This is a genomic window from Streptomyces thermospinosisporus (assembly GCF_039526425.1).
GTDB lineage: Bacteria > Actinomycetota > Actinomycetes > Streptomycetales > Streptomycetaceae > Streptomyces > Streptomyces thermocarboxydovorans.
Genome location: NZ_BAAAIZ010000033.1, coordinates 135889 through 160933, shown reverse-complemented (window position 1 = coordinate 160933; position 25045 = coordinate 135889). Strand labels below are relative to the sequence as shown.

Below are 25045 nucleotides of genomic sequence, written 5' to 3'. Positions count from 1 at the left end.
CTGGGCATGGCCTGCCAGGGTGGAGCCATATACCCCCCGGGGATACATCGAGAGGAGTCGGGAGCCGTGTTCTTCGTCGGCACCCTGGAGTTCGAGGGGCTGGGCAACCGCAGCTACCTGGCCGGCGGCCCCGGTGCCGCGGCGGTGATCGACCCGCCGCGGGACATCGACCGGGTCATCGGCGCGGCGGCCCGCCGCAAGGTGCGCATCGCCTTCGTGGCCGAGACCCATGTGCACAACGACTACGTCAGCGGCGGCCTGGAGCTGGCCCGCGTCACCGGCGCCCGCTACCTCGTGCCGGCCGGGGCGCAGGTGTCGTTCGACCGCACCCCCGTCGCCGACGGCGACACCGTGACGGTCGACGAGGGCCTTCGGCTGCGCGCGATCGCCACCCCCGGGCACACCCCGCACCACACCTCCTACGCCCTCGTCGAGGACGGGCGCGACGTGGCGGCGTTCACCGGCGGCTCCCTGCTCGTCGGTGCCGTGGGCCGCCCCGATCTGGTCGAGCCCCGGCTGACGGAGCGGCTGGCCCGCGCCCAGCACGCCTCCGCCCACCGGCTGGCCGACGAGCTGGACGACGAGGTGCAGGTGCTGCCCACCCACGGGTTCGGCAGTTTCTGCTCCTCCAGCCAGGCCGAGGGGGACGCGACGACGATCGGCAAGGAGCGCGAGACCAACGACGCGCTGACCCTGGACGTCGACACCTTCGTCGCCCGGATGCTCGCCGGGCTGGACGACGTGCCCGCCTACTACGCGCACATGGGTCCGGTCAACGCCGAGGGCCCGGGGCCGGTCGACCTCACCCCGCCCAGGCGGGCGGACGCCGCGGAGATCGCCGCCCGGCTGGCCGCGGGCGAGTGGGTGGTGGACCTGCGCAGCCGCACCGCCTTCGCCGAGGGGCATGTGGCCGGGTCGTTCAACTTCGAGGGCGACGGCAGGCTCGCCACCTACCTGGCCTGGCTGATCCCCTGGGGCAAGCCCGTCTCCCTCCTCGGGGAGACTCCGGAGCAGATCGGCGCCGCGCAGCGGGAGCTGGCGCGGGTGGGCATCGACCGCCCGGCGGCCGCCGCGGCCGGCGATCCGGCCGGCTGGATCCGGGACGGCGAACGGCTCGCCTCCTTCCGCCGCGCCCGCTTCGCCGACCTCGCCGCCGCCCGCCGGCGCGGCGACGACCTCGTCGTGCTGGACGTGCGCCGGCGCTCGGAGCGCCGGGACGGCGGCATCGACGGTTCCGTCCACATCCCCGTCCACGAGCTGCACGGACGCCTCGGCGATGTGCCGGACGGGACGGTGTGGGTGCACTGCGCTACCGGGATGCGCGCGGCGATCGCCGCCTCCTTGCTGGACGCCGCCGGCCGTGACGTGGTCGCCGTCGACGACCGCTTCGACGCCGCCACCGAGGCAGGGCTCGCCCTCAGCCGCCCCGGCTGACGAGCCCAGCGGCTCGAACTCGGCCTTCATGCCGGCCGACGCCCTCGTCTGGAGGTTCGGGGACGGCGCCGCGGCTCAGGCCAGGGAGAGGAAGAGCTTCTCCAGCCGGGTACGCATCTGCTCCCGGTCGCCGGAGGCTGCCAGGTCCGCGTCGGTCAGGCAGTGCTGCAGGCCGGTGGCGACGATCGCGAATCCGGCCTTGTCCAGGGCCCGGGACGCGGCGGCGAGCTGGGTGACCACGTCCTCGCAGTCCCGGCCCTCCTCGATCATCTTGATCACGCCGGCGATCTGGCCCTGCGCCCGGCGCAGCCGGTTGACCACCGTCTTCAGTTCCTCGGCCGCCATCGCCAGTTCCACAAGCCACACTCCTTCGCGATACCCCCGCGGGTATCCTACCGAAGCAGTGACGCGGCCGGCCGGAGGAGTCTCCCCGGCGGCCCCGGCCACCGCTCCCGACGGGACCCTGCCCCGCTACCAGCGGTGCTCCACCTGGTCCTTGATCCGCCGCTCGTACAGGTCGCGGATCGCCTCCATGGTGGCGGCGGGCAGCTCGGGCAGGCGGGCGGCGGCCGCGTTGGCGCGGGCCTGCTCGGGCGAGCGGGCGCCCGGGGATGACGGTGGTGACGCCGGGCTGCTGCACCACGCCTACATCGACAAGCTGTGGACCGAGTGGCAGCGCCGCCACCCCCGCTCCGGCTATCTGCCGACGGGCGGCACGCCCGACGTGGTGGACCTGAACGAGACGCTGCGGCCGTGGCACGACATGACCCCGGCGGACCTGCTGGACCACACGCCGCACTACACCTACGACGCCTGAACGCTCGGCGCCCGCCGCGGTCTTGGTGTCAGGCGCTCTCGGCGGTCCGGCACTCCGGGTGGCCCCAGCCGCGGTCGTTCCTGGCGATCGGCTCCCCGGCGGCGTAGGAGCGGCCGCACAGGCAGCGGCCGGGGAACTTCGCCTTGATGGTGCGTGAGGAGGATCCGGAGCGGGACCGGGATGTCCGGGCGGCGGTGCCGTTCTTGCCCCTGCCGCCGCGGCCGGGCGGGGTGGCGGGGGCGGGCGGGGGCTCGGGCGAGCCCAGCTCGCTCCCGGCGTCGCGCTGCTCGCTCGCGGCCTGGCTGGCGGCGCGGTCGGCGAAGTCGTTGAGCCGGTCGCCGTCGACCTGGTGGGCGGGCACGTAGCGGAACTCGACGGCACGGTCCTGCAGCAGCTCGTCGATGCGGACCACCAGCTCCTGGTTGGCGACCGGCTTGCCCGCCGCCGTCCTCCAGCCGTTGCGCTTCCAGCCGGGCAGCCAGGTGGTGACGGCCTTCATGGCGTACTGCGAGTCCATGCGGACCTCGAGCGGCACGTCCGGATCGGTCGCCGCGAGCAGCCGCTCGAGAGCGGTGAGCTCGGCGACGTTGTTGGTGGCCTTCCCCAGCGCCCCCGCCTGCCAGCGGACCGGGGTCTCGGAGGAGTCGGCGATCACCCACGCCCAGCCGGCGGGTCCGGGATTTCCCTTCGAGGCTCCGTCGCAGGCGGCCACAACACGTTCACGCATCCCCCGATCATGCCATGCCCCGGGGAAGGCTCCCGGCGGAGCCCATGAGCCCGCCCCGGCCCCGGCGAACCGGTGACCGGGCCCCCTCCGCGCCGCTCACACCTCGGTCATCGGGGGCATCTCGCCCTCGGTCTTCGTGGTGTCGATGACCGAGAAGGCGGCGCCCTGCGGGTCGGTCAGCGCGGCGAAGCGGCCGAACGGGGTGTCCATCGGGCCGAACTGCAGCACGCCGCCGAGCCCGGTGGCCTTCGACACGGCCTCGTCGCAGTCGGGGACGCCGTAGTAGACGTTGATGTAGGGCGGCACCTCGGGCGGGAAGTCGTCCCCCATCTCCATCCGGCCCAGCGCGGGCCGCTCACCGAGGTAGTACACCCGGAAGTCCCTCGACTCGTCCTGCATCTGGCGGCTGGTGTATCCGAAGACGGCCGGGAAGAACGCGTCGGACTTGGCGGGCTCGCGGGTGAAGACCTCCGCCCAGGCGAACGCGCCCGGCTTCCCCATCTCCGTCTCGAAGCCCTCGTGGCTGCCGGCCTGCCAGACGCCGAACAACGAACCGCCCGGGTCGCGTGCCAGGCACATCCAGCCGAAGTCGGCGACCTGCATCGGCTCCATCAGGATCTCGCCGCCGTTGTCGCGGATCTTCTGCGCGGTGCCTGCCGCGTCCGGCGAGGCAAGGTACAGGCACCACTGCGACTTGCCCGCCTGCCCCGGCATGGGCGGGACCACCGCGGCGGCCGCCTTGCCGTTCGCGTAGGCCAGGGTGTAGTTGCCGTACTCCGACGACGACTCGCCGAAGGTCCAGCCGAGGACGTCGCCGTAGAACCTCTTGGCTCCCTCGACGTCGGTGAACATCGCGTCGGCCCAGCAAGGGGCACCCTCAGGTGACTCGGCCATGGTCCCGACCTTCCCTGTGGGGGATGTCAATGGGGATGTCAAGGGGATGTCTGTGGATGGTGTCCGTGGGGGATGTCTGTGGGGGTCTCTCCGTTTCTCACGCTAGTCACCCGCGGGGCGCCCCGCGCGCCGAGCCGCCGGTGACCGCGGGGCGCTTGTGAAATTGCCGTTCTGAACGCGGTCTACCGCCCCGGAGGCGGCTGTGCTTGCCTGGGGAGCCGTCGTGACCGGCCGGGGGCGGGGGTCTCTGTATGCGCAGGGTGTGGGTCGTGTTCGTGCTGCTGGCCGCCGCGCTGCTCGCCGGGTGCACCGACCCGTCGTCCGGCCCCGGGGCCGCGCCGCCCTCCGCGGAACCGCGGGCACCCTCTGCCACCACGCACCGGCGCCCCGCCGCGACGCCCGGCACGGCACCGCCGGCGAGCCGGCCGCCCGCGGTGCTGTACCTGGGGGACTCACTGGCGATGGAGAGCCGGCAGGCGCTGGGCGCCGAGCTGCGGCGGGAGCTGCGCGCCGGGTACACCAGCGCCCCGTACTCGGGCACCACGCTGTGCGACTACCTGGAGGGAACCGGCAAGCGGTCGCTGGTCCCCGCCCGGGACAAGGCCGCCGCCCTGGTGCGCCGGCTGCGGCCGGACTATGTGGTCCTGCAGTTCTGGGGCAACGCCTGGGGCTACACCTGGTGCATGGACGGCATCACCCACGCCGCCGAACCGGAGCGGTACTTCGCGCGGTACGCGGCGGACGCGCGCCGGCTCACCGAGCAGATCCGCGCGGCGGGAGGGGCACAGAGCCCCCGGATCGTGTGGGTGCTGCAGGGCCCCGACCCGATGACACCGGACCGGGTGCGCCGGGTGAACGCCCTGTACGAGCAGCGTGCGGCGGCCTCGGGCGACCTGGTGGCGGACGCGGGCCGCACGGTGAGCGCGCCGGGTGCCCGCCACTCCTGGACGCGGTACCTGCCGTGCACGGCCGCGGAACGCTCCCGTGCGGGCGACTGCACCCAGCCCGGCCGCGGCCGCACGGCCCTGCACCGCGCCGACGACTACCTCCACTTCTGTCTGGCCCCCACCACGTCGGCCCCCAGGCCGTGCCCGGTCCGCTCCCCCGGCATCGTGCGCATCACCGGGGAGATCACCCGGGTGATCGGGGAGGACAGCCGGGGCTGACGGGCGTGACGGACGTGACCGGCCGGCCCTCCTCGCCCGCGCCGCGTGGCGGTCACTCGCCGGCGTACGCCTTCTCCAGCTCGGCGATGTCCAGCTTGTGCATCTGCAGCATGGCCTTCATCGCGCGGTCGGCCTTGGACTGGTCGGGGTCCTTGAGCATCTCGGTCAGCCGGACCGGGTTGACCTGCCAGGAGACTCCGTAGCGGTCCTTGAGCCATCCGCACGGCCCGTGCTCGCCGCCGCCCTCGACGAGCTTGTCCCAGTAGTAGTCGACCTCGGCCTGGTTCTCGCAGTCGATCTGGAAGGAGATCGCCTCGCTGAACTTGAACTCGGGCCCGCCGTTCAGGGCGATGAACTTCTGCCCGTTGAGCACGAACTCCACGGTCAGGACGCTGCCCGCGGGGCCGGGGCCCGCCTCGGTGTAGCGCAAGGTGTCGCCGAGGCTGGAGTCCTTGAAGACGGAGACATAGAAGTTCGCGGCCTCCTCGGCCTGGCCGTCGAACCAGAGACAGGTGGTGAAGCCCTTGGTGGTCATGGTTCCTCCTGGGGTGCGGCGCCGGTCGGCGCGGTTCACCTGTACCGACCGCCCGGCGGCCCGGAACTCATCGGCCACCGGCGGTTGTCGTCCAAACCCGGTGACGCTCTGCCCGTGGCGAATCTGCCGGGGGCAGAGAAACGGCCGGTGGGCGCCGTCCGCGGCCGACAGTGGAGCCGACCGTATCCGCGTCACGACGAGGAGTTCCGATGGCACCACCGACCATGCTGCAACCGCGGGCGGAAGAGGGCGACACGCCCCTGACCCGCTTCGACGACCAGCTGGCCTCCCAACTGCTCGCTCAGCGCATCGTGCTGCTCGGCACCCAGGTCGACGAGGTCTCGGCCAACCGGGTCTGCGCCCAGCTGCTGATCCTGTCCGCGGAGGACCCGCGCACCGACATCAGCCTGTGCATCAACAGCCCCGGCGGGTCCGTGCACGCGGGCCTGGCGATCTACGACACGATGCGGCTGATCCCCAACGACGTGTCCACCGTCGCCATGGGGTTCGCCGCGAGCATGGGGCAGTTCCTGCTGAGCGTGGGCACCGCGGGCAAGCGCTACGCCCTGCCGCACGCGCGCATCATGATGCACCAGCCCTCGGGCGGCATCGGCGGCACCACCGCCGACATCGAGATCCAGGCGGAGAACCTGGAGTTCACCAAGCGGACCATCGAGGAGATCACCGCCGAGCACACCGGGCAGACCCCGGAGACCATCTCCCGGGACGGCGACCGGGACCGCTGGTTCACCGCGGAGCAGGCGCGCGAGTACGGCATGATCGACCGGGTCGTGGAGTCGCTGAGCGACATCCTCCCCGGCGCGAACCGGCGGCGGATGGGACTGCAGTGATGGGGACCTACACGATTCCGAACGTCGTCGAGCGCACCCCGCAGGGCGAGCGGTCCTACGACGTGTTCAGCCGGCTGCTGTCCGAGCGGATCATCTTCCTGGGCACCGAGATCGACGACGGCGTGGCCCATGTCGTCATCGCGCAGCTTCTGCATCTGGAGTCCGCGTCACCGGAGAGCGAGATCTCGATCTACATCAACTCCCCCGGTGGCTCGTACACCTCGCTGATGGCGATCTACGACACCATGACGTTCGTGCAGGCGCCGGTCTCCACGTTCTGCGTCGGGCAGGCGGCGTCCACGGCGGCGGTGCTGCTGGCCGGCGGCGATCCGGGCCGGAGGTTCGTGCTGGAGCACGCCCGGGTGCTGCTCGGGCAGCCCGTCTCCAGCGGGGCGCGCGGCACCGCCTCGGACCTGTCGCTGCAGGCCAAGGAGATGGTCCGGATCCGCTCGCAGGTGGAGGAGGTGCTGTCCCGGCACACCCGCCACGACGTGGAGACGCTGCGGGCGGACATGGACCGCGACAAGGTGTTCACGGCGCAGGAGGCCGTGTCCTACGGCCTGGCCGACGAGGTGCTGAGCCGCCGCCTCGTCATGGTGTGAGACGCCGGGCGGAGCCATGTTGTGCGGGCCGCCCGGCGGCCCGCACCCGTCTTCTCAGGCGGCCAGGCACAGCCCGTCGTGCGGGGACCGCGGCACCGCACGGTCGCGGGCCGTCCGGCGGGAGGTGATGCGGACCAGTTCGCCCTGGGCCCGCGCCAGCAGGTCGCCCAGGCTCAGCCCGAGGGCCTGGGCGGCAGCCGCGAGGACCTCCGAGGAGGCCTCCTTACGGCCCCGCTCCACCTCCGACAGGTACGGCAGGGAGATCCGGGCGGCGTCGGCGACGTCCTTCAGCGTCCGCTCCTGCTCCTGCCGCTCCCGGCGCAGCACCTCACCCACCAGGTCCCGCCACAGCGGCTCCTTGGGAGCGGGGGCGGGGGCAGGGGCGGGCGGTGTGGCAGCAGGGGCGGAGAAAGGGCGTGGGGGCGCGGTCGCGGTGCGGGGCGACCCGGGCTGCTCGCGGGGCGGGCGGTCCCGGCGCGTGGTCCGGGGGCGCAACGGGATGACGTGGTCGTGGTCGGGCGCTCGATCGGTCACCCTCTGAGCGTAGGAATCCCGGCCGCCGACGGGAGGGAGAGGCATTCCGCCCTGAGTGAAGCGCCGGTCTCCGGGCGGCCACCACCCGCGGCCTCGCCCGAGATGCCGGGTCGCCCGAACGGCCCTACGCTGTGCCCTGCCAAACGGACGGCATGCATCGGCAGGCCGGGGGTACCCGGGCTCCCGCAGGCCCAGGCACACATGTCCGCCGTGACGTTCGTGGGGAGAGGAAATGGAGACCGCCGTGATCCGGGCGCAGGCGCAGGTCGATCAGAGCACCGAGGCCGCTACGGGTGACGGAGGTCTTCCCGGGGTCGCGGACCCGCGCAGCGTCGCTCCGCGCGACGCCAGGGAGCTGTCCCGCCAGTTCTTCCGTCGTCTGACGGAGCTGGAGGAGGGCACGCACGAGTACCAGTACGCGCGGAACACGCTGATCGAGATGAACATGTCGCTGGTGCGGTTCGCGGCCGGACGGTTCCGCGGCCGCGGCGACGACATGGAGGACATCGTCCAGACCGGCATGATCGGCCTGATCAAGGCCATCGACCGGTTCGAGCTGTCGCGCGAGGTCGAGTTCACCTCCTTCGCGCTGCCCTACATCGTGGGCGAGATCAAGCGCTTCTTCCGTGACACCACCTGGGCCGTGCATGTGCCGCGGCGGCTGCAGGAGCTGCGGGTGGAGCTGGCCAAGGCCCGCGAGGAGCTGGCCAGCCGGCTGGACCGCGAGCCGACGGTCGCCGAGCTCGCCACGCTGATGAACATCACCGAGCAGCGGGTCGTCGAGGGCCAGATCGCGGCGAACGGCTACAACTCCTCCTCCCTGGACGCCGCCCTCACCGGTGACGGTCCGGAGAACGGTGAGGCGGTCCTCGCCGACTTCATCGGCGTGGAGGAAGAGGGGCTGCGGCTCGTCGAGGACTTCCACGCGCTGGCGCCGCTGATGGCGGAACTCAGCGAACGCGACCGGCAGATCATCCACATGCGCTTCGTGGAGGAGGCCACCCAGGCGGAGATCGGCGAGCGCCTCGGCTGCTCCCAGATGCATGTGTCCCGCCTGATCAAGCGGATCATCACGCGGCTGCGCCAGGGGATGCTGGGCGAGCTGGGCTGCGCCTGAGCGACGGAGCGACGCGGAGCCGCACGGCCGTCCGGGTGCCCTCACCGCGCGGGGAGGGCACCCGGCGCTCACCCGCCCCGGCCGGGAAGCCGCCCGAGCCGAGGTCAGGCGTGTCAGGTGTGTCAGGAGTCGAAGCCGGGTCGGTCACGCGTCGAAGTCGAGAACCGCGCGCACGCACTTGCCGACGGGCACCAGCTCCACACGGACGTTGCGGGCCAGCGCCTGCACGATCTCCAGCCCGTGCCGGCCGATGCGCTCGGGGTCGCGCGGGAAGACTCTGGGCGGGGTGGCGCAGCTGTCGTAGACGGACACCGTGAGCGAGGCGTCGGTGCCCTCCAGCTCGAGAATGTACGGGCCCCCGCTGTGCCGGTCGGCGTTGGTGACGAGCTCGCTCACCACGAGCAGTACGGCGCCGGTGACCCGCTCGTCGACGGTGGCGCACCACTCGTTCCTGAGCTGATCGAGGAACTGCGCGGCGAGCTCCCGCGCCTGGGGGATGCAGCCCGGCTCGCCGGTGAAGTGTGCCGCCCGCCGAAGCGGTTCCACGGGCACGTCGAAACCAGTCGGAATCACTGCACCGTCCAGGTGGTAGGTCATGCGTTTCTCTCTGGGAGCTGGCCGGACGCTCTGCACCTGTGCTCGTACCCCGACTCGTCCAAGGCAGTCCCCCCGGTCTGTGTTGGCCACAGCACAGCAGGGAACCCGGACAATCGTGGACGAACTGATGTCGGTGCGGTGTCTTGCGACCCTGCCCGTGGTGACGCTGGGCGGTGATGCCGTCGCTCACGTCAAGGACGCCGTCTTCGACCCGGCGGCCGAGCGGATCGCCAGCTTCACGCTCACCGGCCGGGCCCTCTGGTGGGGCCAGCTGCCCCAGGACCTGCCCTGGCCGGCGGTGTACTGCCTGGGCCGCGACGCGGTGATGGTGCGCGACCGTGACGCGCTGTTCGACCTGCCGCTGTCGGTGGCCCGCCGGGACGCACTGCGCGGGCGGCTGCTGGGGGCGCAGGTGGTGACGGATGCGGGCGAACCGGTGGGCACGGTGCTGGACGTTCTGGTCCGCGGCGGCACCAGCGGCCGTGTCGTGGCCTTCCGCCTCGCCGCCCACCGAGGTCTGACACCGGGTTCGCGTCATCACCGGCACCGCGTGTACGTGCCGCGCGGCGAGACCCGCTCCGCAGACGGCCGGACCCTGATCATCCCCGAGCACGCCACCACCTACGTGACCGACGACCTGCCGGACTTCGTCACCCGGGTCGGCGCGTTCCACCAGCGGCGAAGGAGCGCCCTGCCGTGATCCTCTTCTCCCGCGTGCGCGGCCTGCCCGTGCTGACGGACGGGGACGCCCGCCGGCTCGGTGCGGTGCGCGCGCTGGCCGTCGACGCCGGGGCCGGGACGGTCACCCAAGTGCGGATCCGGCGGGGTCTGCTGCGCAGGGAGACGGTGACGCCCTGGCGCGACGTGATCGCCGTGACGGAGGACCGGGTGGTGGTCCGCACGGACACGGGCGAGGAGGCGGGCACCGGCGGGACGGAACGAGGGACACGGCAACGCGATCTGCTCGGCTGCCGGGTGCTCACCGAGACCGGCGAGGAACGCGGCACCGTGCTGGACGCGGCCCTCGACCCGGTCACCGGCCGCATCGAGACGATCCGCACCTCCCTGGCCGAACTGCGCGCCGACCGGATGCTGGGCCTCGGCGACCACGCCCTGGTGGTCCGCGCCGCCCGCGCCGACCGGATCTGAGCAGCGCCGGCGTCTTCGAGCGGACGTCCGCTGAATTCCTCTGCCGCGAGCGCTGGCCAACAGGTCGCGGAACCGGCGGACCTGGCGAAGAGCTGCGCCCGACGACCGGGCCAGGACCTCGCGGAGGCGGCGGTCGGCGGGGCGAGCGACTCCTGGTCTCCGTCGCCGGGGAGTGGGCCGCGCGGTCGCCGCTCCGGGACCGGCGTCACGGTACGCACCGGCGCCGCCGCCTGGGACGGCTTCGGACGGTACGGCCCGGGACGTCAGGACGACGCCGGCGGGGCCTCGTCGGTGCCGGGCTCGGGCGCGGTGCCGGACCCCTGCGGGGGCGGTTGCGAGGAGCCGGGGGCGGACGAGTCGCCGTCCTCGCCCCCTTCTTCGGTCGGCACCTCCTCGGACGGCGCCTCGTCGGTCGGGGATTCGTCGGCCGGGGACTCATCGGTGCCGGGCTCGGAGTCCGGGGCGGACGGCGAGGGTGAGCCGGACGGGCACTGCTCACCGGGCGGGCATCCGGACTCCTCGCCGGTGCCCTCGGTGGAGGGTGTGCCGGTGCCGTCCGAGGGGCTCGGCTCGCCCGGCGGACGGGTCGGCTTGTCCGCCTGGCCCTTGTCACCGCGCTCCCGCTCGAACCAGCTGTCCTTCTCCGGGTCGTAGACGACGAACTTCTCGACCGGTTCGGGCGCCGGTTCGACCACGACGACCTTCGCCGGGTCGTAGCCGGGCCAGCGGTCGCCGGTGTAGCGGGGGTCGGACTGCTCGACGGGTTCGGTGAGCGGGTTGCCGCAGGCGCAGCGGACCCGCGGCACCCCGCGGTCGTCGACCAGCACGGCCGTGCCCGCCTGGAGAACGGCCTGGTAGGGGATGGCGGCGCCGTCGCGGTAGCCGTGGTTGGTGACGCGGGTGTCCATGCGCAGCTGCAGCGGGGTCAGCGAGCGCAGATAGCCGGGGACGCGGGAGGGCTCGAGGTCGAGCACGGAGGCGAAGGCCTCGTTCTTGGCCGGGACGTCCTGGAGGTACTTGATCTGCTGTTCGACGTCGCAGGCGGCATTGTTGCGGGTGCCGCCGTACAGGCCGGGCCGTCCGCCCTCCACGACGCGCACCCCGCCGGGTGTGGCCGAGGCGGTGGGTGCGGACGGGGTGGCGGTCGGGGTGGCGCTGTCCTCGGCCGTCGACTCGGTGAACGGATCACGGCCCGGTGAATCGGCGGCCTGCAGGAAGACCTCGCCGCCGCCTCCGCCGCCGGCCTCCGTGCCGCCGTCGGAGCGGCCGAGCACCACGGCGAGGATCACGGCCGCCACCACGGCCACGGCGACCACCGAGATCCCGGCCACCGACTTCCACCACGGGCGGCGGCCCGGCTCCCGCGGCCTCTCGCCGCCCCCGCCGGCAGCGCTCCCGTCGCCACCGCCCGCGCCGGGCGGCTGGGAGGGCGGTCCGGACGAAGGCGGCTCGGAGGGCGGTCCGGACGAAGGCTGCTGGGACGAGGGGCCGGACGGTGGCGGCTGGGAGGGAGGTTCGGACGACGGTGGTTCGGAGCGGCCCGACAGGGGTCCGGAGGGGGGTCCGGTGGGCCGGCCGGAGTCCGGCGGTTCGACACTCACGAGCCCTTCTTCCCGCACGGGTCATCCCCGGGCAGTCACGCAGGGACGGTTGCGGTCAGATTCGCCTGATTCATCCCTTTTATTCCCTTTATTCCGTTACGCGTTCATTGTGTGTGCGTGGGGTGCGCCGCCCGCAAGCCGACGCGGACCCCCTGCCCGACGCGGACGGACCTCCCGGCAGGCGCCGTGCGCGGGCCCTGCTTAGCGTGACAGCGTGACTGCACGCACCACCCTCCCCGCCCGGGCGGTCGCCCGCCACGGCTGGCTCCAGGCCCTGGCCACGGTGCTCGGCGGGCTGATCGCCATGGTCGTGGTGGCAACGCTGGGCCTGTGGGCGGCCGGGGCCACGGATCTCCCGGAGGGGTCGTTCCCCAAGGTGGTCGCGGCGACCGTGGTCACCGCGGTCGGCGGCACGGTGGAACTGTCGGGAGATGCGGGCTCGCTGGCCGGTACCGAGGGCGGCCTGACGGTCATGCCGCTGTCCGTGACCCTCACCGGCGCGCTGGTGATCGGCTGGGGGTTCCTGCGGCCGCTGCGGCACCGTGCGGTGACGGGCGCCCCCGAGCTGGCGGGCTGGACGGCACGGTTCCTGGCGCTGTGGCTGATCGCCCTGCTCGCACTGGCCTACACCGCCCGCCACACCTTCGAGATCTCCCTCGGCGAGGGAGCACTGAGCGACCTCGGGGACCTGCTGGGGATCCACCCGGAGATCGGCTTCGCCGCGAACGTGCCGCTGACCGTGCTGGTGGGCCTGGTCTGGCTGGCGGGCGTACTGCTGCTGGCCCTGATGGTGGCGCGCGGCGCCCCGCTGCCGGGCCGGCTGCTGCGCTTCCACACGACGGTGCGTCCCGCCGCGCACGCGATGGTGCAGCTGCTGCTCGCCTTCGTGGTCATCGGCCTGGTGATCGCCCTGGTCGTGGCCGCCACCCGGGATTATCCGTCCGAGACCTTCGCGGTGATCCTGCTCGGCCTGCCCAATGTCGTCTGGCTCGCCCTGACGATCGGGCTCGGCGCCACCTGGAACGGCAGGGTGGAGGGGCCCTTCGGGCTGCCCATGCCGAAGCTGCTCGACGAGGTGCTGCGCACCCCCGACATCTCCACTCTCAACCTGGGCACGCTCGCCGAGCACGACGGCCGGGTGTGGTGGCTTCCGGTCGTCACGGGCGTGCTGCTGCTGACCGTGGCGTTCGTGATGGCCGCCGTGGCGCCACCGCGGATCCGGGTCTGGCAGCACGCCGTGCACCTGGCGGTGGCGCTGGCGCTGACGGTGCTGATGATCTGCCTGGTGGGCCGCGTCTCCGCCCGGCTCGGCCTGTCCGTGCTCGGCATCGGTGATCTGGGCGAGGGACTGGCTGGTCAGGTGCTGCTCGATCCGCAGGTGTGGGGTGCGCTGGGGCTCGCGCTGCTGTGGGGGCTGGTCACCGGATTCCTGGGCGCGCTCCTGGCGCTCCTGCTGCAACGGCGGCGCGAGAAGCAGCACGTGGCCGCGTCCGCCGGCGCCGGGTGACCGTCCGGACTACCGGGCCTGCGGCCCGAAGGCCGGGCGCGCCCAGTCCGGGGGCGGCTTCGGCAGGCGGCCGCCCGCCGGTGCGGCCGGGCCCCCGGCGGACTGCGGGACGGCACCGCCCGGGCCGCCTGCGCCCTCCGCGGCGGCATCGCGCAGCGCGACCACAAAGTCCCGGCAGGAGGCGTAACGGTCCCCGGGGCTCTTGGCCAGCGCCTTGGCGAACACCTCGTCGGCCTCGGGCGGCAGGTCGGGGCGGGCCTCGGTCACCGGCGGCGGGGGATCGTACTGGTGGGCCCACAGCAGGGCCATGTCGTCCTCACGGAGGAACGGCGGGTGCCCGGTGAGGGTCTCGTACACGACGCAGGCGAGGCCGTAGACGTCGCAGCGCGCGTCGACCGGGCGGCCGGAGATCTGCTCGGGGGCGACGTAGTCCAGGGTGCCGACGAACTGGCCCACCGTGGTGAACCCGGTCAGGGACAGTGACTTCTTGGTCAGCCCGAAGTCGGTGAGATACACGTGCTCGGGGTGGTCGGTGTCGGTGCCGTGGGCGACCAGGATGTTGCCCGGTTTCACGTCCCGGTGCACCAGGGCGTGCTCATGGGCGGCGTCGAGCGCGGAGGCCACCTGGGCGGCGATGCGCACCGCGGTGGCGACCGGCAGCGGTCCCTCGCGGTCCAGCAGGCGGCGCAGGTCGCTGCCGTCGACGTAGCGCATGGCGATGTAGAGGACGCCCTCGGTCTCACCGGCCTCGAAGACGGGCACGATGTGCGGGTGGTCGATGGCCGCCGCGGTACGGGACTCATGGGTGAAGCGGCGGCGGAAGGTGTCGTTGCGGGCCAGGTCCGGGGCGAGCAGCTTCAGCGCGACGGTGCGGTCCAGGCGCAGGTCGTGGGCGCGGTAGACGACGGCCATGCCGCCGCGGCCGATCTCGCGTTCGATGCGGTATCCGGCGATACGGCGCCCCGTCAGATCGGTCGGCCGCCCCGCGAACAGGCTGGTGTCCCCGGTCATGTCCCGTCACCCTGCGGCCCGCCACCCCGGGTGCCCGGGGGCACCACCCGGGTGGGCTCATCGGGCGCAGCCCGTTCCGGCTCCTCCGCCACCGGCCGACCGGGCTCCCCGCCCGCCACCTCGGTCCGCTCCTCCCCCACCGCCTGAGCGGACCCCTCGCCTACACGCTGGCCCGGCTCCTCGCCCACACGCTGCGCCGGCTCCTGCGGCACCACCTCGGTCGGCTCCGCCGCCACCGGCCGACCGGGCTCCTCCCCCACCGCCTGAGCGGGCTCCTCCTCCGCACCCTTCGCCGGCTCCTGCGGCACCACCCGCTTCGGCGGCTCCGCAGGCACCTGCTCGTCCGAGACCACCTGAGTCGGCGGATGTGCGGGCGAGGGGGTCCCGGTGCCCGGCGCCGTGTCGACCGCGTGGGTGTGGAGGGCGGTGCCGTCCGTGTAGACCCAGCGCCCGTGGTCGGGGTCGTAGAGCCACAGGGAGTCGCCGTCGACGACGAGGCCGATGCGCAGCCCGCGGGTGCGGGCGCCGAAGGTCTCGCCGTCGAGGGTGCCGTCGGCCAGGTCGGTGACGGCGGCCCGGTAGCGGGTCAGGGTCTCCTCGGCGCGCAGCAGCAGCGGCCGGGGGTCGGCGGTGCGGGCCATGGGCGTGCCGGCGGCGGGCGGGTCCTGGGGCACGGCGAGCAGGCGGCGGGCGTCGACCCAGGCGGACCAGCCGTTGGAGCACAGCACATGGCCCCAGTCGCCCTGCCGCTGCAGCAGCTGCACCGGCAGCAGCGGGTCGAGCGGCACGCTGGGGCGGCCCGGGTCGGGGCTCTCCCAGGTGGGGAGTCCGCCGGTGGGGACGACGTGCGTGGGGCGGAAGCCGGGGCCGGTCATCGCGGGCGCTACTTCCGCATCACCACGGGCTCCTGGCGCCGCAGCAGCCGGGAGACCAGGAGTCCGAAGACCAGCGACAGGACGAGCAGCATGCCGATGGAGCGCAGCCATGCGCCCGCCTCGTGGGAGAAGAGCGGATCGCTGCTGAGCTCGCCCGGTGAGAGCGCGGACAGATCGATGGTGCCGGCCATCGCGGCGAAGCCCCAGCGGGCGGGCACCAGCCAGGCGGCCTGCTCCAGGACCAGCACGTCGGCGAGCGACAGCAGGGCGCCGCAGAAGACGACCTGGACGATGGCGAGCAGCACCAGCAGCGGCATCGTCACCTCCTCCTTGGGCACCGCGGCGGAGACCAGCAGCCCGAGCATCATCGCGGCGAAGGCGAGCAGCGCCACCGCGACGGTGATCTCCACAAGGGGCGGCATCACCACGCCGTCGCCGCGCGGTGCGTGCAGGTCGACGCCGAACAGCGCGACCAGGGTGAGCACGACCGCCTGGAGCGCGGTGACCGTGCCGAGCACGACCACCTTGGACATCAGATACGCCGATCTGGACAGCCCCACGGCCCGCTCGCGCTGGTAGATCACCCGTTCCTTGACCAGTTCGCGCACCGCGTTGGCGGAACCGGTGAGGACCGCGCCGACGCACAGGATCAGCAGGGCGTTCATGGCGGACCTGCGGGTCAGCTCCGAGCCGGCGAGCGCCCGTGCCATGGCGCCCATCACGAACGGCAGCGCGATCATGATGACGAGGAAGGTGCGGTCCGCGGCGAGGGCCGCGGTGTAGCGGCGGACCAGTGTGCTCAGCTGGGCGCCCCAGCGGCGCGGCTTGGGCGGCGGCACGGGCGGCACGACGGGAACCGGTTCCTCGCGGGGGCGCTGCGGCTGCGCGGGTCCCTGGACGACGTAGCGCCGGTAGTAGGGCGACTGCCGGTACTCGCCCGCCCAGTCGCGGTCCTGGTCGTGCTCGAACGCGTCGAAGGCGGCCGGCCAGTGGTCGAAGCCGAAGAAGGGCAGGGCCTCCTCGGGCGGGCCGTAGTAGGCGACCTTGCCGCCGGGGGCGAGGACGAGGAGCCGGTCGCAGACGTCCAGGCTGAGCACGCTGTGGGTGACGACGATGACGGTCCGGCCGTCGTCGGCGAGGCCGCGCAGCATCTGCATCACCGAGCGGTCCATGCCGGGGTCGAGGCCGGAGGTCGGCTCGTCGAGGAAGAGCAGGGACGGTTTGGTCAGCAGCTCCAGCGCCACGCTGACCCGTTTGCGCTGGCCGCCGGAGAGGCTGTGGACGTGCTGGCGGGTGCGTTCCTCGAGTCCGAGTTCGCGGATCACCTCGTCCACCCGGGCGCGGCGTTCGGCCCGGGCGGTGTCCTGCGGGAAGCGCAGTTCGGCGGCGTAGGACAGGGCGGCGTGCACGCGCAGCTGGGTGTGCAGGATGTCGTCCTGCGGGACAAGCCCGATGCGCTGCCGCAGCTCGGCGTAGTCGTGGTAGAGGTCGCGGCCGTCGTAGAGGACGGTGCCCTCGTCGGCGGGGCGCTGTCCGGTGAGCGCGTTCATCAGGGTGGACTTGCCGGCGCCGCTCGGGCCGACGACGGCCAGCAGGCATTTCTCACCGACCGGGAAGGAGACGTGGTCGAGCAGGGTCTTGCGGCCCCGGTCGACGGTGACGGTGAGGTCCTGGACGTCGAGGGAGACCTCGCCGGTGTCGACGTACTGCTGGAGTTCGTCGCCGATCAGGCAGAAGTCGGAGTGGCCGACGCCCACGATGTCGCCCTGGGCGACCTCGGCGCGCTGAACGGGCACGCCGTTGAGGTAGGTGCCGTTGTGGCTGCCGAGGTCGACGATCTCGTAGCCGCCGTCGGCGTGGACGTGCAGCTCGGCGTGGTACCGGGAGACCATCAGGTCGTCGACGACGAGGTCGTTGTCGGGGGCACGGCCGATGCGGACGGTGCGAGTGGGCAGCGGGCGTACGGAGGTCGGCTGCCGGAAGGTGTGGGTGAGGGCGGGGTGGGCAACCGCCGAGGGCCGGTTGCGTGCGGGGGCGGTGAGCAGGACGCGGGGTCCTTCGGTGGCGTGGCCGAAGCGGATGACGGTGCCGGGGCCGACGTTGCGGATGTGGACCCGACTGCCGTCGGCGTAGGTGCCGTTGGTGCTGTGGGTGTCCTCCAGGGTCCAGTGGCTGTCGGTGGCGCGCAGCACGGCATGGTGCCAGGACACCCGGGCGTCGTCGATGACGATGTCGCTCAACGGGTCACGTCCGACGTGGTATTCACGGACCGGGCTGATCAGGGTGGAGCCCGACTCGGTCTCCAGGACGAGCTCCGGCGCGCTGGGCCGCTCCGCCATGTCCTGAATTCTACCGATTGGTCCGTGCAGGTGCCTGGCGCGGTGGGCCCGGTGCGGGGGCGCTCGGGCGACGGGGACGCCCGGGGACGGGGGCGGCGGGCTCAGGCGACGGGGACGCCCGGAACGGGGCGACGGGCTCAAGCGACGGGGACGCCCAGCACAGGGGCTGCGCGCTGCATGCGCAGGGCGTCCACGGACTCGGCGAGCAGTTCGTACTCGGTGGTGTCGTCGCCGGTGGCGATGCGCACCAGCCGTCCGGCGGCCAGCGCCTCGGCGACCTCTTCCTGCCGGGCCGGGCCCCGCAGCCACCACAGGGCCAGCGCGAGGGTGGGCGCACGGTAGGTGCCGAGCGGTACTCCGATGCGCCGGCCGTCGCAGACGCCGTACGCCGTGACATGGCACAGGAACTCGTCGTGCACGTGGCCTCCCCCGCAGAAACGGTCCCGCACCCCGAGTATGTTCACGGCTGAAGCACTGTCACCACGCGTTTCCGGCCAGTCTCCCTGGCATATGCACGACGCTCGTCGGCCGGTTTTCCCCGCCCCCGCTCCGGGCGCCAGGAGACCTCCGGCGTCCGGAGCGAGCGGGTGCGCCGCTACTGCTTGACGGCTACTGCTTGACGGCGGCGTCGATGCGGGCCAGCTCCTCCGCGTCGAAGTCGAGGCGGCGGACGGCGGCGACGCTGTCCTCCAGCTGCCGCGGGCTGCTCGCGCCGACCAGGGCGGAGGTGACGCGGCCGCCGCGCAGCACCCAGGCCAGCGCCATCTGCGCGAGGCTCTGGCCGCGGGATGCGGCGATCTCGTTCAGGGTGCGCAGCCGGGCGACCAGGTCCTCGGTGAGGGCGTCGGTGTTCAGGAAGGGGCTGTCGCTCGCCGCGCGGGAGTCCTCGGGGATCCCGTCGAGGTAGCGGGCGGTGAGCAGGCCCTGCTCCAGCGGGGAGTAGGCGATGGAGCCGACCTGGAGCTCGTCGAGGGCGTCGAGCAGGCCCTCGTCCTCGGGGCGGCGGTCGAGCATCGAGTAGCGCGGCTGGTGGATCAGCAGCGGGGTGCCCAGGTCGGCCAGGATGCGGGCCGCCTCCCGGGTCTGCCCGGCCGAGTAGTTGGAGACGCCGACGTAGAGGGCCTTGCCCTGCTGGACCGCCGAGTGCAGCGCGCCCATGGTCTCCTCGAGGGGCGTGCCGGGGTCGAAGCGGTGCGAGTAGAAGATGTCGACGTAGTCCAGGCCCATCCGCTTCAGGCTCTGGTCCAGCGAGGAGAGCAGGTACTTGCGCGAGCCCCACTCGCCGTAGGGCCCCGGCCACATCAGATAGCCGGCCTTGGTGGAGATGACCAGCTCGTCGCGGTAGGGGGCGAAGTCGGTCCGCAGGGCCTCGCCGAGGGCCAGCTCGGCGGCGCCGGGCGGCGGGCCGTAGTTGTTGGCCAGGTCGAAGTGGGTGACGCCGAGGTCGAAGGCGCGGCGCAGGATGGCGCGCTGGGTCTCGGCGGGGCGGTCGGGACCGAAGTTGTGCCACAGGCCGAGCGAGAGCGCCGGGAGCTTCAGGCCGCTGCGTCCGGTGCGCCGGTAGGGCATGTCCGCGTAACGGCCGGGATGCGGGGTGTACAACGCGACTCCTTGAGGGGTCTCGACGCAAGGGTGATCCGTCGCCTCCACTCTCGCGTGACCTGCGGGCAGCGGTCCAACAGAAGAATCCGATGAGATTCAGCGGCTAGGCTTCTCAATCATGGAACTGCGTCATCTCCAGCACTTCGTGGCCGTCGCCGAGGACCAGCACTTCACCCGGGCGGCGGAGCGGCTGATGGTCTCCCAGTCGGGCCTGTCCGCCTCGATCCGCGCGCTGGAGCGGGAGCTGGGCACGCCGCTGTTCGTGCGTACCACCCGCCGGGTGACGCTCACCGAGGCCGGGCGGGCGCTGCTGACCGAGGCGGAGCGGATCCTGGCGGGGGTGCGCGCCGCGCACGAGGCGGTCGCGGCGGTGCAGGGCGTGCTGCGCGGCACGCTGTCGATCGGCACCGAGCAGTGCATCGCCGGGGTGGATGTGGCCCGGCTGCTGGCGGCGTTCCGGCGCCGGCACCCGGACGTGGAGATCCGGCTGCGGCAGTGGGGCTCGGGCGCGCTGGCGGAGGAGGTGGCTGCGGGGCGCCTGGACCTGGCGTTCGCCTACCGCACGGAGACGGACTCCGATCAGCTGCGGTCGGTGTCGCTGACGGTGGAGCCGATGACGGTGCTGTGCCATCCGGAGCACCGGCTGGCGCGGGCCGGGGCGCCCGTGACGCCGGCCGATCTGGGCGGGGAGGTGTTCGTCGACTTCCACCCGGACTGGGGCCCGCGCCGGTCCACGGACGCGGCGTTCGCCGCGGCGGGCGTGCGGCGCACGGTGGCGCTGGAGCTGAACGACGTGCACAGCCTGCTGGACCTGGTGGACGAGAACCTGGGCATCGCCGTGGTGCCGCGGCACTTCCGGCACAAGCGCGAGACGCTCACCGCGCTGCCGCTGAAGGACACCGCTGAGGCGGTGTACGAGACCGTCGCCCTGCTGCCCGCCCCGCAGGCCACCAGCCCGGCGGCCCGCGCCCTGATGAACCTCCTGGAGCAAGAAGGGGCGTAGCACGCCCGGATGCGCCAGGGTGGATGCATGCATGCCAAGGACATCCTCATCGACGGCTACGGCCGCATCCGGGAAGAGGTCCACGCCGCCGTCGAGGGCCTCGGCCCGGACGAGCTGCACGCCCGGCCCGGCCCCGAGGCCAACTCGATCGCCTGGCTCGTCTGGCACCTCACCCGCATCCAGGACGACCACATCGCCGACGCCTTCGGCCTCGATCAGGTGTGGCTCGCCGACGGCTGGGAGAAGCGGTTCGGGCTCGGCCTGCGGCCCCACGACACCGGGTTCGGCCACAGCCCCGAGCAGGTCGCCCAGGTGCGGGTCGACTCCGGTGACCTGCTGACCGGCTACTGCGACGCGGTGCACCAGCAGACGCTGGGGGCGCTGCGCTCACTGGCCGCGAAGGACCTGGAACGGATCGTCGACGAGCGCTGGGACCCGCCGGTCAGCCTGGGCGTGCGTCTGGTCAGCGTCCTGTCCGACGATCTGCAGCACGCCGGACAGGCCGCCTATGTCCGCGGGCTGCTTCAGAGCGCGTCGGCGTAACCGGGCAGCACCACGTCCCGGATCAGCGCGTTACGCTCGTCGAACGGCAGGAAGGCGCTCTTCAGCGCGTTGACGGTGACGGTCCGCAGGTCCTCCACCGTCCAGCCCGCCTCCTCGACGAGCAGCGCCATCTCGCGGGTCATGGTGGTGCCGGAGACGAGCCGGTTGTCGGTGTTGAGGGTGACCCGGAAGCCGAGGTTCTTCAGTGCGGTGATCGGGTGCTCGGCGATCGAGGTCGCGGCGCCGGTCTGCAGGTTGGAGGTGGGGCACATCTCCAGCGCGATGCGCCGGTCCCGGATCCAGGCGGCGAGGCGGCCGAGCTTGCCGGCGGCGAGGTCGGGGATGTCGTCGGTGATGCGCACGCCGTGCCCGATGCGCTGGGCGCCGCACACCTGGACGGCCTGGTGGATGCTCGGCAGTCCGTGGGCCTCGCCGGCGTGGATGGTGAAGGGCACGTTCTCGCGCCGCAGGTGCTCGAAGGCGTCCAGGTGGTCGGCGGGCGGGAAGCCGTCCTCGGCGCCGGCGATGTCGAAGCCGACGACACCGGCGTCGCGGAAGGCGACGGCCAGGTCGGCGGTCTCCCGCGTCCGGTCGAACATGCGCATCCCGCACAGCAGCGTGCCGACCCGCACCGGGGTGCCGGCGGCCGCCGCCTTGGCCATCCCGGCGGCGAGCCCCTCCTGCACGGTCTCGACGACCTCGGGGAGGGTCAGCCCGCCCTTGGTCATCAGCTCGGGCGCGTAGCGGACCTCGCCGTAGACGACGCCGTCCGCGGCGAGGTCGAGGACGTACTCCTCGGCGGTGCGCAGCAGGCCCTCGCGGTGCTGCATGACGGCCAGGGTGTGCTCGAAGGTGGCGATGTAGCGCACCAGGTCACCGGAGTTGGCGGCCTCGACGTACCAGGCTGCCAGCTCGTCGGGGTCGGTGGTGGGCAGGGTGTGGCCGACGGACTCGGCCAGCTCCACCACGGTGGCGGGCCGCAGTCCGCCGTCGAGGTGGTCGTGCAGCACGGCCTTGGGCAGGCGGCGGAGCGTCTCGGCATCTATGCGCGTAGAAGTCATGGTGGGGTGCTTTCCTGGGCAGGGCGTTCGGGTACTGCGGGTCGAGCTCAGGCGGCGGGCTGGAGCAGGTCCCAGCGGTTGCCGTAGAGGTCCTGGAAGACGGCGACGGTGCCGTAGGGCTCGTGCCGCGGCTCCTCCAGGAAGACCACGCCCGCCTCGGCCATCCGGGCGTGGTCGCGGGCGAAGTCGTCGGTGTACAGGAAGAACCCCACCCGGCCGCCGGTCTGGTCACCGATCCGGGCACGCTGCCGCTCCCCCTTCGCACGGGCCGGCAGCAGCCCCGTCCCGGCGCCCCCGCCGCCGGGCGCGACCACGACCCACCGGGAGCCGTCGCCCCGCGGCGCGTCCTCGACCAGCCGGAACCCGAGCGCGCCGGTGTAGAAGCGGATCGCCTCGTCGTAGTCGTCGACGACCAGGGCGACCAGCGCGACGTGCCTCATCGTGACCTTCCTGGAGGTGGGGTTGACCGGAGAGGTTATACGTAAAACCCGACCGGACGCCAGTCCGGGACCGGGCGGGATGGAGACCCGCCCTCTGCCGGCAGCAGAACACCCGCCGCACCCGGCTCGACGATCACTACAGTCCGGCTCATGACGACAGTCGAAACGCGCACGGTCCAATACACGGCCGACGGCCTGACGATGACCGGGCACCTCGCGCTCCCGGCCGGTGCCGGTCGCCGGCCCGGGGTCCTGGTCGGGCCCGAAGGGGTGGGGCTCAGCGATGTCGAGCGCCGCCGGGCCGATGCGCTCGCCGAGCTGGGATACGTGGCGCTGGCCTTCGACCTCCACGGCGGGCGCTGTTTGAGCGATCCGCAGGAGATGCTGGCTCGCTGCACGCCCCTGCTCGCCGACCCCGACCGGATGCGGGTCATCGGCCACGCGGCGCTCGACGTGCTCCGCGCCGAACCCCGGACCGACCCGGACCGGATCGCCGCCGTCGGCTACGGGACCGGGGGCGCCATCGCCCTGGAACTGGGGCGCGACGGCGTCGGCCTGCGCGCGATCGCCACGGTCAACGGACTGATCACGGGCCGCCCGGGAGAGGCGGCGCGCATTCGCTGCCCGGTGTGGGCCGGGGTCGGGTCGGAGGACCCCATCATGCCGCCCGCGCAACGGGACGCGTTCACCGCCGAGATGCAGGCCGCCGGCGTCGACTGGCGCCTCGTGGTCTACGGCGGCGCCCTGCACGCCTTCCATCACCCACCGGCCGGCCACGCCGCGCTTCCCGGGGTCGGTCATCACCCCCGGCACGCGCAGCGAGCCTGGCGGGACGTCGTGGACCTGCTGGCCGAGTGCCTGCCGCTGACGGAGTGACCCGGGCAGAGCGAGGTACGCGGTCGGGGCGGCGGCCCCGTGGAGCAGGGCGGGTGCCGCGAACCGATGCGCGTGCCCGGCTGCGGGCGGCGACGCCGCCCGGCTGCTCGCAAGGCGACGCGAGCTGGGGCGAGCCGGGGGGTGTCGGCGGCCCGCGCTGACAGGGTGCCGCTGCGCCCGCCCGCCCCCGCTCTCGACCTCGCTCGAGCGGGGGCACCCCCATTGCCCCAGGCGGCACGACCGCCCACAGCTACATCGCCGTGGCCCGCAGCTACGTCGGCACGGCGGCGGGCAGCACCCGCCGCGATGTCGTACGGGAAGTCACGCTCCCGGACTCCGGCCCCGCCCGGGGGCGGAGTCCGGGGCGCGCGCCTTCCGGCCGGTGACCGGCGGGAGCCCAAGAGCCCTGCCGGGGCCTGTCTTTCGGCTCTAGCCGGTGACCGCCGGGTACGTGTAGGTGTTCAGGGTGGCCACGGCGGAGGCGGGGTCGCCGAGGTCGTAGTGGTCGACGGCGAGATAGTTGGGCTTCTTGCGGGCGGCCGGCTGGCAGAAGCGGCGGGCCCGGTCGGTGAGTTTGGAGTTGTCGGTGGTCGCCGTGGCGGTCATCGGGACGTCGCGGAAGTGGTTCATCACGAACAGCGGGCGGAAGCCGGGCTCGGTGCGGGTCAGCGGGATGGTGGTGCCTGCGTCGTACCAGCGGCTGTAGCAGGACCAGTCGGAGGTGCCGACGCCCGGGCCCATGGACCAGTAGTTCTCGACCGTCCACTCCCGCTGGTACATCACACCGAAGCTGTCCCGGGTGAGGCCGGCGGCCTCGTCGGCGGCGCGGCTGTGGTCGGTGAAGATCAGCAGGCGGTGTCCGGCGGCGGTGAGTCCGGCCAGGGTCGGCCAGCCGTGTTCGCGCACGCCGGTGCGGTCGGGCCGGTAGAGGACGTCCGACAGGCCGTTGACGCGGGCGAGTTCGGCGCGCAGGACCGCGGGTTCGACGTAGTCCTCCAGGAACACGGTGACGAACTGGTCGGGGTGGGCCTTGAGGAAGTCGACCATCCGCTGCAGGTCGACCCAGAGGGCGACAGGTCTGCGGACCAGGGAACAGCTGTTGTGGCAGAGGATGGCGCCGTCCGGGGTCTGGTGGATGTCCAGCATGAACCCCCGTACGCCGTCGGCGAGCTGGCGTTCGATCCCGCGCTTCTGGTTGGGGAAGAGGTCGGCGAAGGGCGGGGCGAAGCCGCCGTCGACGCCGTTGGCGTAGGCGTTGTGGGCGGTGAGGAAGGTGACCTGGTCGAGGGTGCGGCGGTCGGGGGTCGGCATGGGGCCGGTGACCGGGTCGACCGGGGTGAGGTACCAGGAGGCGAGGTCGTCCGCGCCGCCCCCGACGACGAGTTGGGCCGGGTGGGTGCCGCCGGCCGGCTTGGGGCTCAGGGCGAGGCGGCGGTCGGTGCCGGGCACGGTCAGGGTGAAGCGGTCGTCGCCGGCCGGAGCGATCTGCCAGGGCGCGTCCTGGCTGCCGCAGCCGACGGTGCGGGCCTGGTCGCCGGCGCGGCCGAGGCAGCTGCCGGGGCTGTCGGCGTTCTCCAGCAGGTAGGTGCCCCCGTTGGCGCGCAGGTTCCACTGCTGTCGGTCCTCATTGCCGCGCGGGCGGTGCTGCTCGACGGCGCCGGAACGGTCGGCCGCGTTGAAGCCGGTGACGGTGCTCTGGACGTAGTACGTGCCGGGCGGCGGGACCGGCGCGGCGCCGGCGGCGGGCCCGGGGGCCACGACCGC

Annotated in this window: 26 protein-coding genes and 2 pseudogenes; 12 read left to right on the top strand and 16 right to left on the bottom strand. The window is 73.1% G+C overall.

The genetic code is table 11. From position 1 onward, the window contains the following. The first annotated feature begins 66 nt into the window (after positions 1-66). Positions 67-1434, top strand: a complete 1368-nt coding sequence (locus ABD207_RS13275) for an MBL fold metallo-hydrolase (RefSeq protein ID WP_344012713.1) — start codon at positions 67-69, stop codon at positions 1432-1434. A 75-nt stretch (positions 1435-1509) separates the two neighbouring features. Here the strand turns inward: ABD207_RS13275 and ABD207_RS13270 are convergent, their stop codons facing one another. Together ABD207_RS13270 and ABD207_RS13265 are read right to left on the bottom strand one after the other, a co-directional pair. After that, positions 1510-1791 (bottom strand): metal-sensitive transcriptional regulator, encoded by a 282-nt coding sequence (locus tag ABD207_RS13270; RefSeq protein WP_344012711.1) that lies wholly within the window; start codon positions 1789-1791, stop codon positions 1510-1512. Between the two features lie 114 nt (positions 1792-1905). After that, positions 1906-2077: pseudogene (locus ABD207_RS13265) on the bottom strand (aldo/keto reductase); the annotation flags it as partial. On the opposite strand from ABD207_RS13265, the pseudogene ABD207_RS13260 reads away from it, so the two are divergent. Further along, positions 2066-2251, top strand: a pseudogene (locus ABD207_RS13260) (tyrosinase family protein); the annotation flags it as partial. The pseudogenes ABD207_RS13265 and ABD207_RS13260 overlap by 12 nt on opposite strands. A 28-nt stretch (positions 2252-2279) precedes the next feature. Here ABD207_RS13260 and ABD207_RS13255 read toward each other — a convergent pair. Both ABD207_RS13255 and ABD207_RS13250 read right to left on the bottom strand, forming a co-directional pair. Next, positions 2280-2978, bottom strand: coding sequence for a ribonuclease H family protein (locus tag ABD207_RS13255; protein WP_344012709.1), 699 nt, complete (start codon positions 2976-2978; stop codon positions 2280-2282). Between the two features lie 96 nt (positions 2979-3074). Continuing rightward, positions 3075-3872, bottom strand: a complete 798-nt coding sequence (locus tag ABD207_RS13250) for a VOC family protein (RefSeq protein ID WP_344012707.1) — start codon at positions 3870-3872, stop codon at positions 3075-3077. A 251-nt stretch (positions 3873-4123) separates the two neighbouring features. On the opposite strand from ABD207_RS13250, the gene ABD207_RS13245 reads away from it, so the two are divergent. Continuing rightward, entirely contained in the window at positions 4124-5038 is a 915-nt protein-coding gene (locus ABD207_RS13245) for an SGNH/GDSL hydrolase family protein (protein WP_344012705.1), read from the top strand. Positions 5039-5090: 52 nt separating this feature from the next. Here ABD207_RS13245 and ABD207_RS13240 read toward each other — a convergent pair whose 3' ends face one another. Continuing rightward, positions 5091-5573, bottom strand: a complete 483-nt coding sequence (locus tag ABD207_RS13240) for a VOC family protein (protein ID WP_344012703.1) — start codon at positions 5571-5573, stop codon at positions 5091-5093. A 209-nt stretch (positions 5574-5782) separates the two neighbouring features. Here ABD207_RS13240 and ABD207_RS13235 point away from each other — a divergent pair, with 209 nt between their 5' ends. Both ABD207_RS13235 and ABD207_RS13230 read left to right on the top strand, forming a co-directional pair. Beyond that, the gene (locus tag ABD207_RS13235; protein WP_344012702.1) at positions 5783-6424 is read left to right on the top strand and encodes an ATP-dependent Clp protease proteolytic subunit; all 642 of its coding nucleotides are present in this window, start codon (positions 5783-5785) and stop codon (positions 6422-6424) included. Beyond that, positions 6424-7026, top strand: coding sequence for a ClpP family protease (locus ABD207_RS13230; protein WP_344012700.1), 603 nt, complete (start codon positions 6424-6426; stop codon positions 7024-7026). Before ABD207_RS13235 ends, ABD207_RS13230 begins: the two co-directional genes overlap by 1 nt. A gap of 54 nt (positions 7027-7080) precedes the next feature. Here the strand turns inward: ABD207_RS13230 and ABD207_RS13225 are convergent, their stop codons facing one another. Beyond that, positions 7081-7560: a helix-turn-helix domain-containing protein gene (locus tag ABD207_RS13225; RefSeq protein WP_344012698.1), complete on the bottom strand. Its 480-nt coding sequence runs from the start codon at positions 7558-7560 to the stop codon at positions 7081-7083. A gap of 232 nt (positions 7561-7792) precedes the next feature. Here ABD207_RS13225 and ABD207_RS13220 point away from each other — a divergent pair, with 232 nt between their 5' ends. Continuing rightward, positions 7793-8677, top strand: coding sequence for an RNA polymerase sigma factor SigF (locus tag ABD207_RS13220; RefSeq protein ID WP_344012696.1), 885 nt, complete (start codon positions 7793-7795; stop codon positions 8675-8677). Between the two features lie 144 nt (positions 8678-8821). Here ABD207_RS13220 and ABD207_RS13215 read toward each other — a convergent pair whose 3' ends face one another. After that, on the bottom strand, positions 8822-9274 hold the full coding sequence (locus tag ABD207_RS13215) for an ATP-binding protein (RefSeq protein WP_344012695.1): 453 nt from the start codon (positions 9272-9274) through the stop codon (positions 8822-8824). A gap of 115 nt (positions 9275-9389) precedes the next feature. Between ABD207_RS13215 and ABD207_RS13210 the strand changes: the two genes are divergently transcribed. Together ABD207_RS13210 and ABD207_RS13205 are read left to right on the top strand one after the other, a co-directional pair. Continuing rightward, complete coding sequence (locus ABD207_RS13210; RefSeq protein WP_344012694.1) at positions 9390-9974, top strand: PRC-barrel domain-containing protein; 585 nt, start codon at positions 9390-9392, stop codon at positions 9972-9974. Continuing rightward, positions 9971-10423, top strand: a complete 453-nt coding sequence (locus ABD207_RS13205) for a PRC-barrel domain-containing protein (RefSeq protein ID WP_344012692.1) — start codon at positions 9971-9973, stop codon at positions 10421-10423. The genes ABD207_RS13210 and ABD207_RS13205 overlap by 4 nt, the downstream gene beginning before the upstream one ends. Positions 10424-10686: 263 nt before the next feature. Here ABD207_RS13205 and ABD207_RS13200 read toward each other — a convergent pair whose 3' ends face one another. Then, complete coding sequence (locus tag ABD207_RS13200) at positions 10687-12024, bottom strand: DUF6777 domain-containing protein (RefSeq protein ID WP_344012690.1); 1338 nt, start codon at positions 12022-12024, stop codon at positions 10687-10689. A 214-nt stretch (positions 12025-12238) separates the two neighbouring features. Between ABD207_RS13200 and ABD207_RS13195 the strand changes: the two genes are divergently transcribed. Then, entirely contained in the window at positions 12239-13531 is a 1293-nt protein-coding gene (locus ABD207_RS13195; protein WP_344012688.1) for a streptophobe family protein, read from the top strand. 9 nt (positions 13532-13540) lie between these two features. Here ABD207_RS13195 and ABD207_RS13190 read toward each other — a convergent pair whose 3' ends face one another. From ABD207_RS13190 to mgrA, 5 genes are all read right to left on the bottom strand, one after another. Continuing rightward, a complete protein-coding gene (locus ABD207_RS13190; RefSeq protein WP_344012686.1) occupies positions 13541-14542 on the bottom strand; it encodes a serine/threonine-protein kinase in 1002 nt (333 codons plus the stop codon). Beyond that, on the bottom strand, positions 14539-15417 hold the full coding sequence (locus ABD207_RS13185) for a hypothetical protein (protein WP_344012685.1): 879 nt from the start codon (positions 15415-15417) through the stop codon (positions 14539-14541). Before ABD207_RS13185 ends, ABD207_RS13190 begins: the two co-directional genes overlap by 4 nt. An 8-nt stretch (positions 15418-15425) precedes the next feature. Next, positions 15426-17756, bottom strand: a complete 2331-nt coding sequence (locus ABD207_RS13180; RefSeq protein ID WP_344012683.1) for an FHA domain-containing protein — start codon at positions 17754-17756, stop codon at positions 15426-15428. Positions 17757-17893: 137 nt separating this feature from the next. After that, positions 17894-18175 (bottom strand): hypothetical protein, encoded by a 282-nt coding sequence (locus ABD207_RS13175; RefSeq protein WP_344012681.1) that lies wholly within the window; start codon positions 18173-18175, stop codon positions 17894-17896. A gap of 190 nt (positions 18176-18365) precedes the next feature. Beyond that, positions 18366-19358 carry an L-glyceraldehyde 3-phosphate reductase gene (gene mgrA / locus ABD207_RS13170; RefSeq protein WP_344012679.1) on the bottom strand — a complete coding sequence of 331 codons (993 nt, stop codon included), beginning with the start codon at positions 19356-19358 and terminating at the stop codon, positions 18366-18368. 118 nt (positions 19359-19476) lie between these two features. On the opposite strand from mgrA, the gene ABD207_RS13165 reads away from it, so the two are divergent. Both ABD207_RS13165 and ABD207_RS13160 read left to right on the top strand, forming a co-directional pair. After that, a complete protein-coding gene (locus ABD207_RS13165; RefSeq protein ID WP_344012678.1) occupies positions 19477-20361 on the top strand; it encodes a LysR family transcriptional regulator in 885 nt (294 codons plus the stop codon). 27 nt (positions 20362-20388) lie between these two features. Beyond that, a complete protein-coding gene (locus ABD207_RS13160; protein ID WP_344012677.1) occupies positions 20389-20904 on the top strand; it encodes a mycothiol transferase in 516 nt (171 codons plus the stop codon). On the opposite strand, the gene ABD207_RS13155 is transcribed toward ABD207_RS13160, so the two are convergent. Then, positions 20886-21965: an adenosine deaminase gene (locus tag ABD207_RS13155; RefSeq protein WP_344012675.1), complete on the bottom strand. Its 1080-nt coding sequence runs from the start codon at positions 21963-21965 to the stop codon at positions 20886-20888. The two genes, ABD207_RS13160 and ABD207_RS13155, sit on opposite strands and share 19 nt — an antisense overlap. Before the next feature lie 47 nt (positions 21966-22012). After that, the gene (locus ABD207_RS13150; protein WP_344012672.1) at positions 22013-22405 is read right to left on the bottom strand and encodes a VOC family protein; all 393 of its coding nucleotides are present in this window, start codon (positions 22403-22405) and stop codon (positions 22013-22015) included. Positions 22406-22555: 150 nt separating this feature from the next. On the opposite strand from ABD207_RS13150, the gene ABD207_RS13145 reads away from it, so the two are divergent. Further along, on the top strand, positions 22556-23281 hold the full coding sequence (locus ABD207_RS13145) for a dienelactone hydrolase family protein (RefSeq protein ID WP_344012670.1): 726 nt from the start codon (positions 22556-22558) through the stop codon (positions 23279-23281). A gap of 429 nt (positions 23282-23710) precedes the next feature. On the opposite strand, the gene ABD207_RS13140 is transcribed toward ABD207_RS13145, so the two are convergent. Further along, positions 23711-25045: phosphoinositide-specific phospholipase C-related protein (locus tag ABD207_RS13140; RefSeq protein ID WP_344012668.1), on the bottom strand; the 1335-nt coding region annotated here is incomplete at its 5' end.

Excerpts from the sequence above, each read along its gene's own strand:
- ABD207_RS13240 (WP_344012703.1), bottom strand. The coding sequence starts at position 5,573 with ATGACCACCAAGGGCTTCACCACCTGTCTCTGGTTCGACGGCCAGGCC.
- ABD207_RS13255 (WP_344012709.1), bottom strand. The coding sequence starts at position 2,978 with ATGCGTGAACGTGTTGTGGCCGCCTGCGACGGAGCCTCGAAGGGAAAT.
- ABD207_RS13230 (WP_344012700.1), top strand. The coding sequence starts at position 6,424 with ATGGGGACCTACACGATTCCGAACGTCGTCGAGCGCACCCCGCAGGGC.
- ABD207_RS13165 (WP_344012678.1), top strand. The coding sequence starts at position 19,477 with ATGGAACTGCGTCATCTCCAGCACTTCGTGGCCGTCGCCGAGGACCAG.
- ABD207_RS13220 (WP_344012696.1), top strand. The coding sequence starts at position 7,793 with ATGGAGACCGCCGTGATCCGGGCGCAGGCGCAGGTCGATCAGAGCACC.
- ABD207_RS13185 (WP_344012685.1), bottom strand. The coding sequence starts at position 15,417 with ATGACCGGCCCCGGCTTCCGCCCCACGCACGTCGTCCCCACCGGCGGA.
- ABD207_RS13145 (WP_344012670.1), top strand. The coding sequence starts at position 22,556 with ATGACGACAGTCGAAACGCGCACGGTCCAATACACGGCCGACGGCCTG.
- ABD207_RS13190 (WP_344012686.1), bottom strand. The coding sequence starts at position 14,542 with ATGACCGGGGACACCAGCCTGTTCGCGGGGCGGCCGACCGATCTGACG.
- ABD207_RS13250 (WP_344012707.1), bottom strand. The coding sequence starts at position 3,872 with ATGGCCGAGTCACCTGAGGGTGCCCCTTGCTGGGCCGACGCGATGTTC.
- ABD207_RS13245 (WP_344012705.1), top strand. The coding sequence starts at position 4,124 with ATGCGCAGGGTGTGGGTCGTGTTCGTGCTGCTGGCCGCCGCGCTGCTC.
- ABD207_RS13155 (WP_344012675.1), bottom strand. The coding sequence starts at position 21,965 with ATGACTTCTACGCGCATAGATGCCGAGACGCTCCGCCGCCTGCCCAAG.
- ABD207_RS13235 (WP_344012702.1), top strand. The coding sequence starts at position 5,783 with ATGGCACCACCGACCATGCTGCAACCGCGGGCGGAAGAGGGCGACACG.
- ABD207_RS13150 (WP_344012672.1), bottom strand. The coding sequence starts at position 22,405 with ATGAGGCACGTCGCGCTGGTCGCCCTGGTCGTCGACGACTACGACGAG.
- ABD207_RS13160 (WP_344012677.1), top strand. The coding sequence starts at position 20,389 with ATGCATGCCAAGGACATCCTCATCGACGGCTACGGCCGCATCCGGGAA.
- ABD207_RS13215 (WP_344012695.1), bottom strand. The coding sequence starts at position 9,274 with ATGACCTACCACCTGGACGGTGCAGTGATTCCGACTGGTTTCGACGTG.
- ABD207_RS13180 (WP_344012683.1), bottom strand. The coding sequence starts at position 17,756 with ATGGCGGAGCGGCCCAGCGCGCCGGAGCTCGTCCTGGAGACCGAGTCG.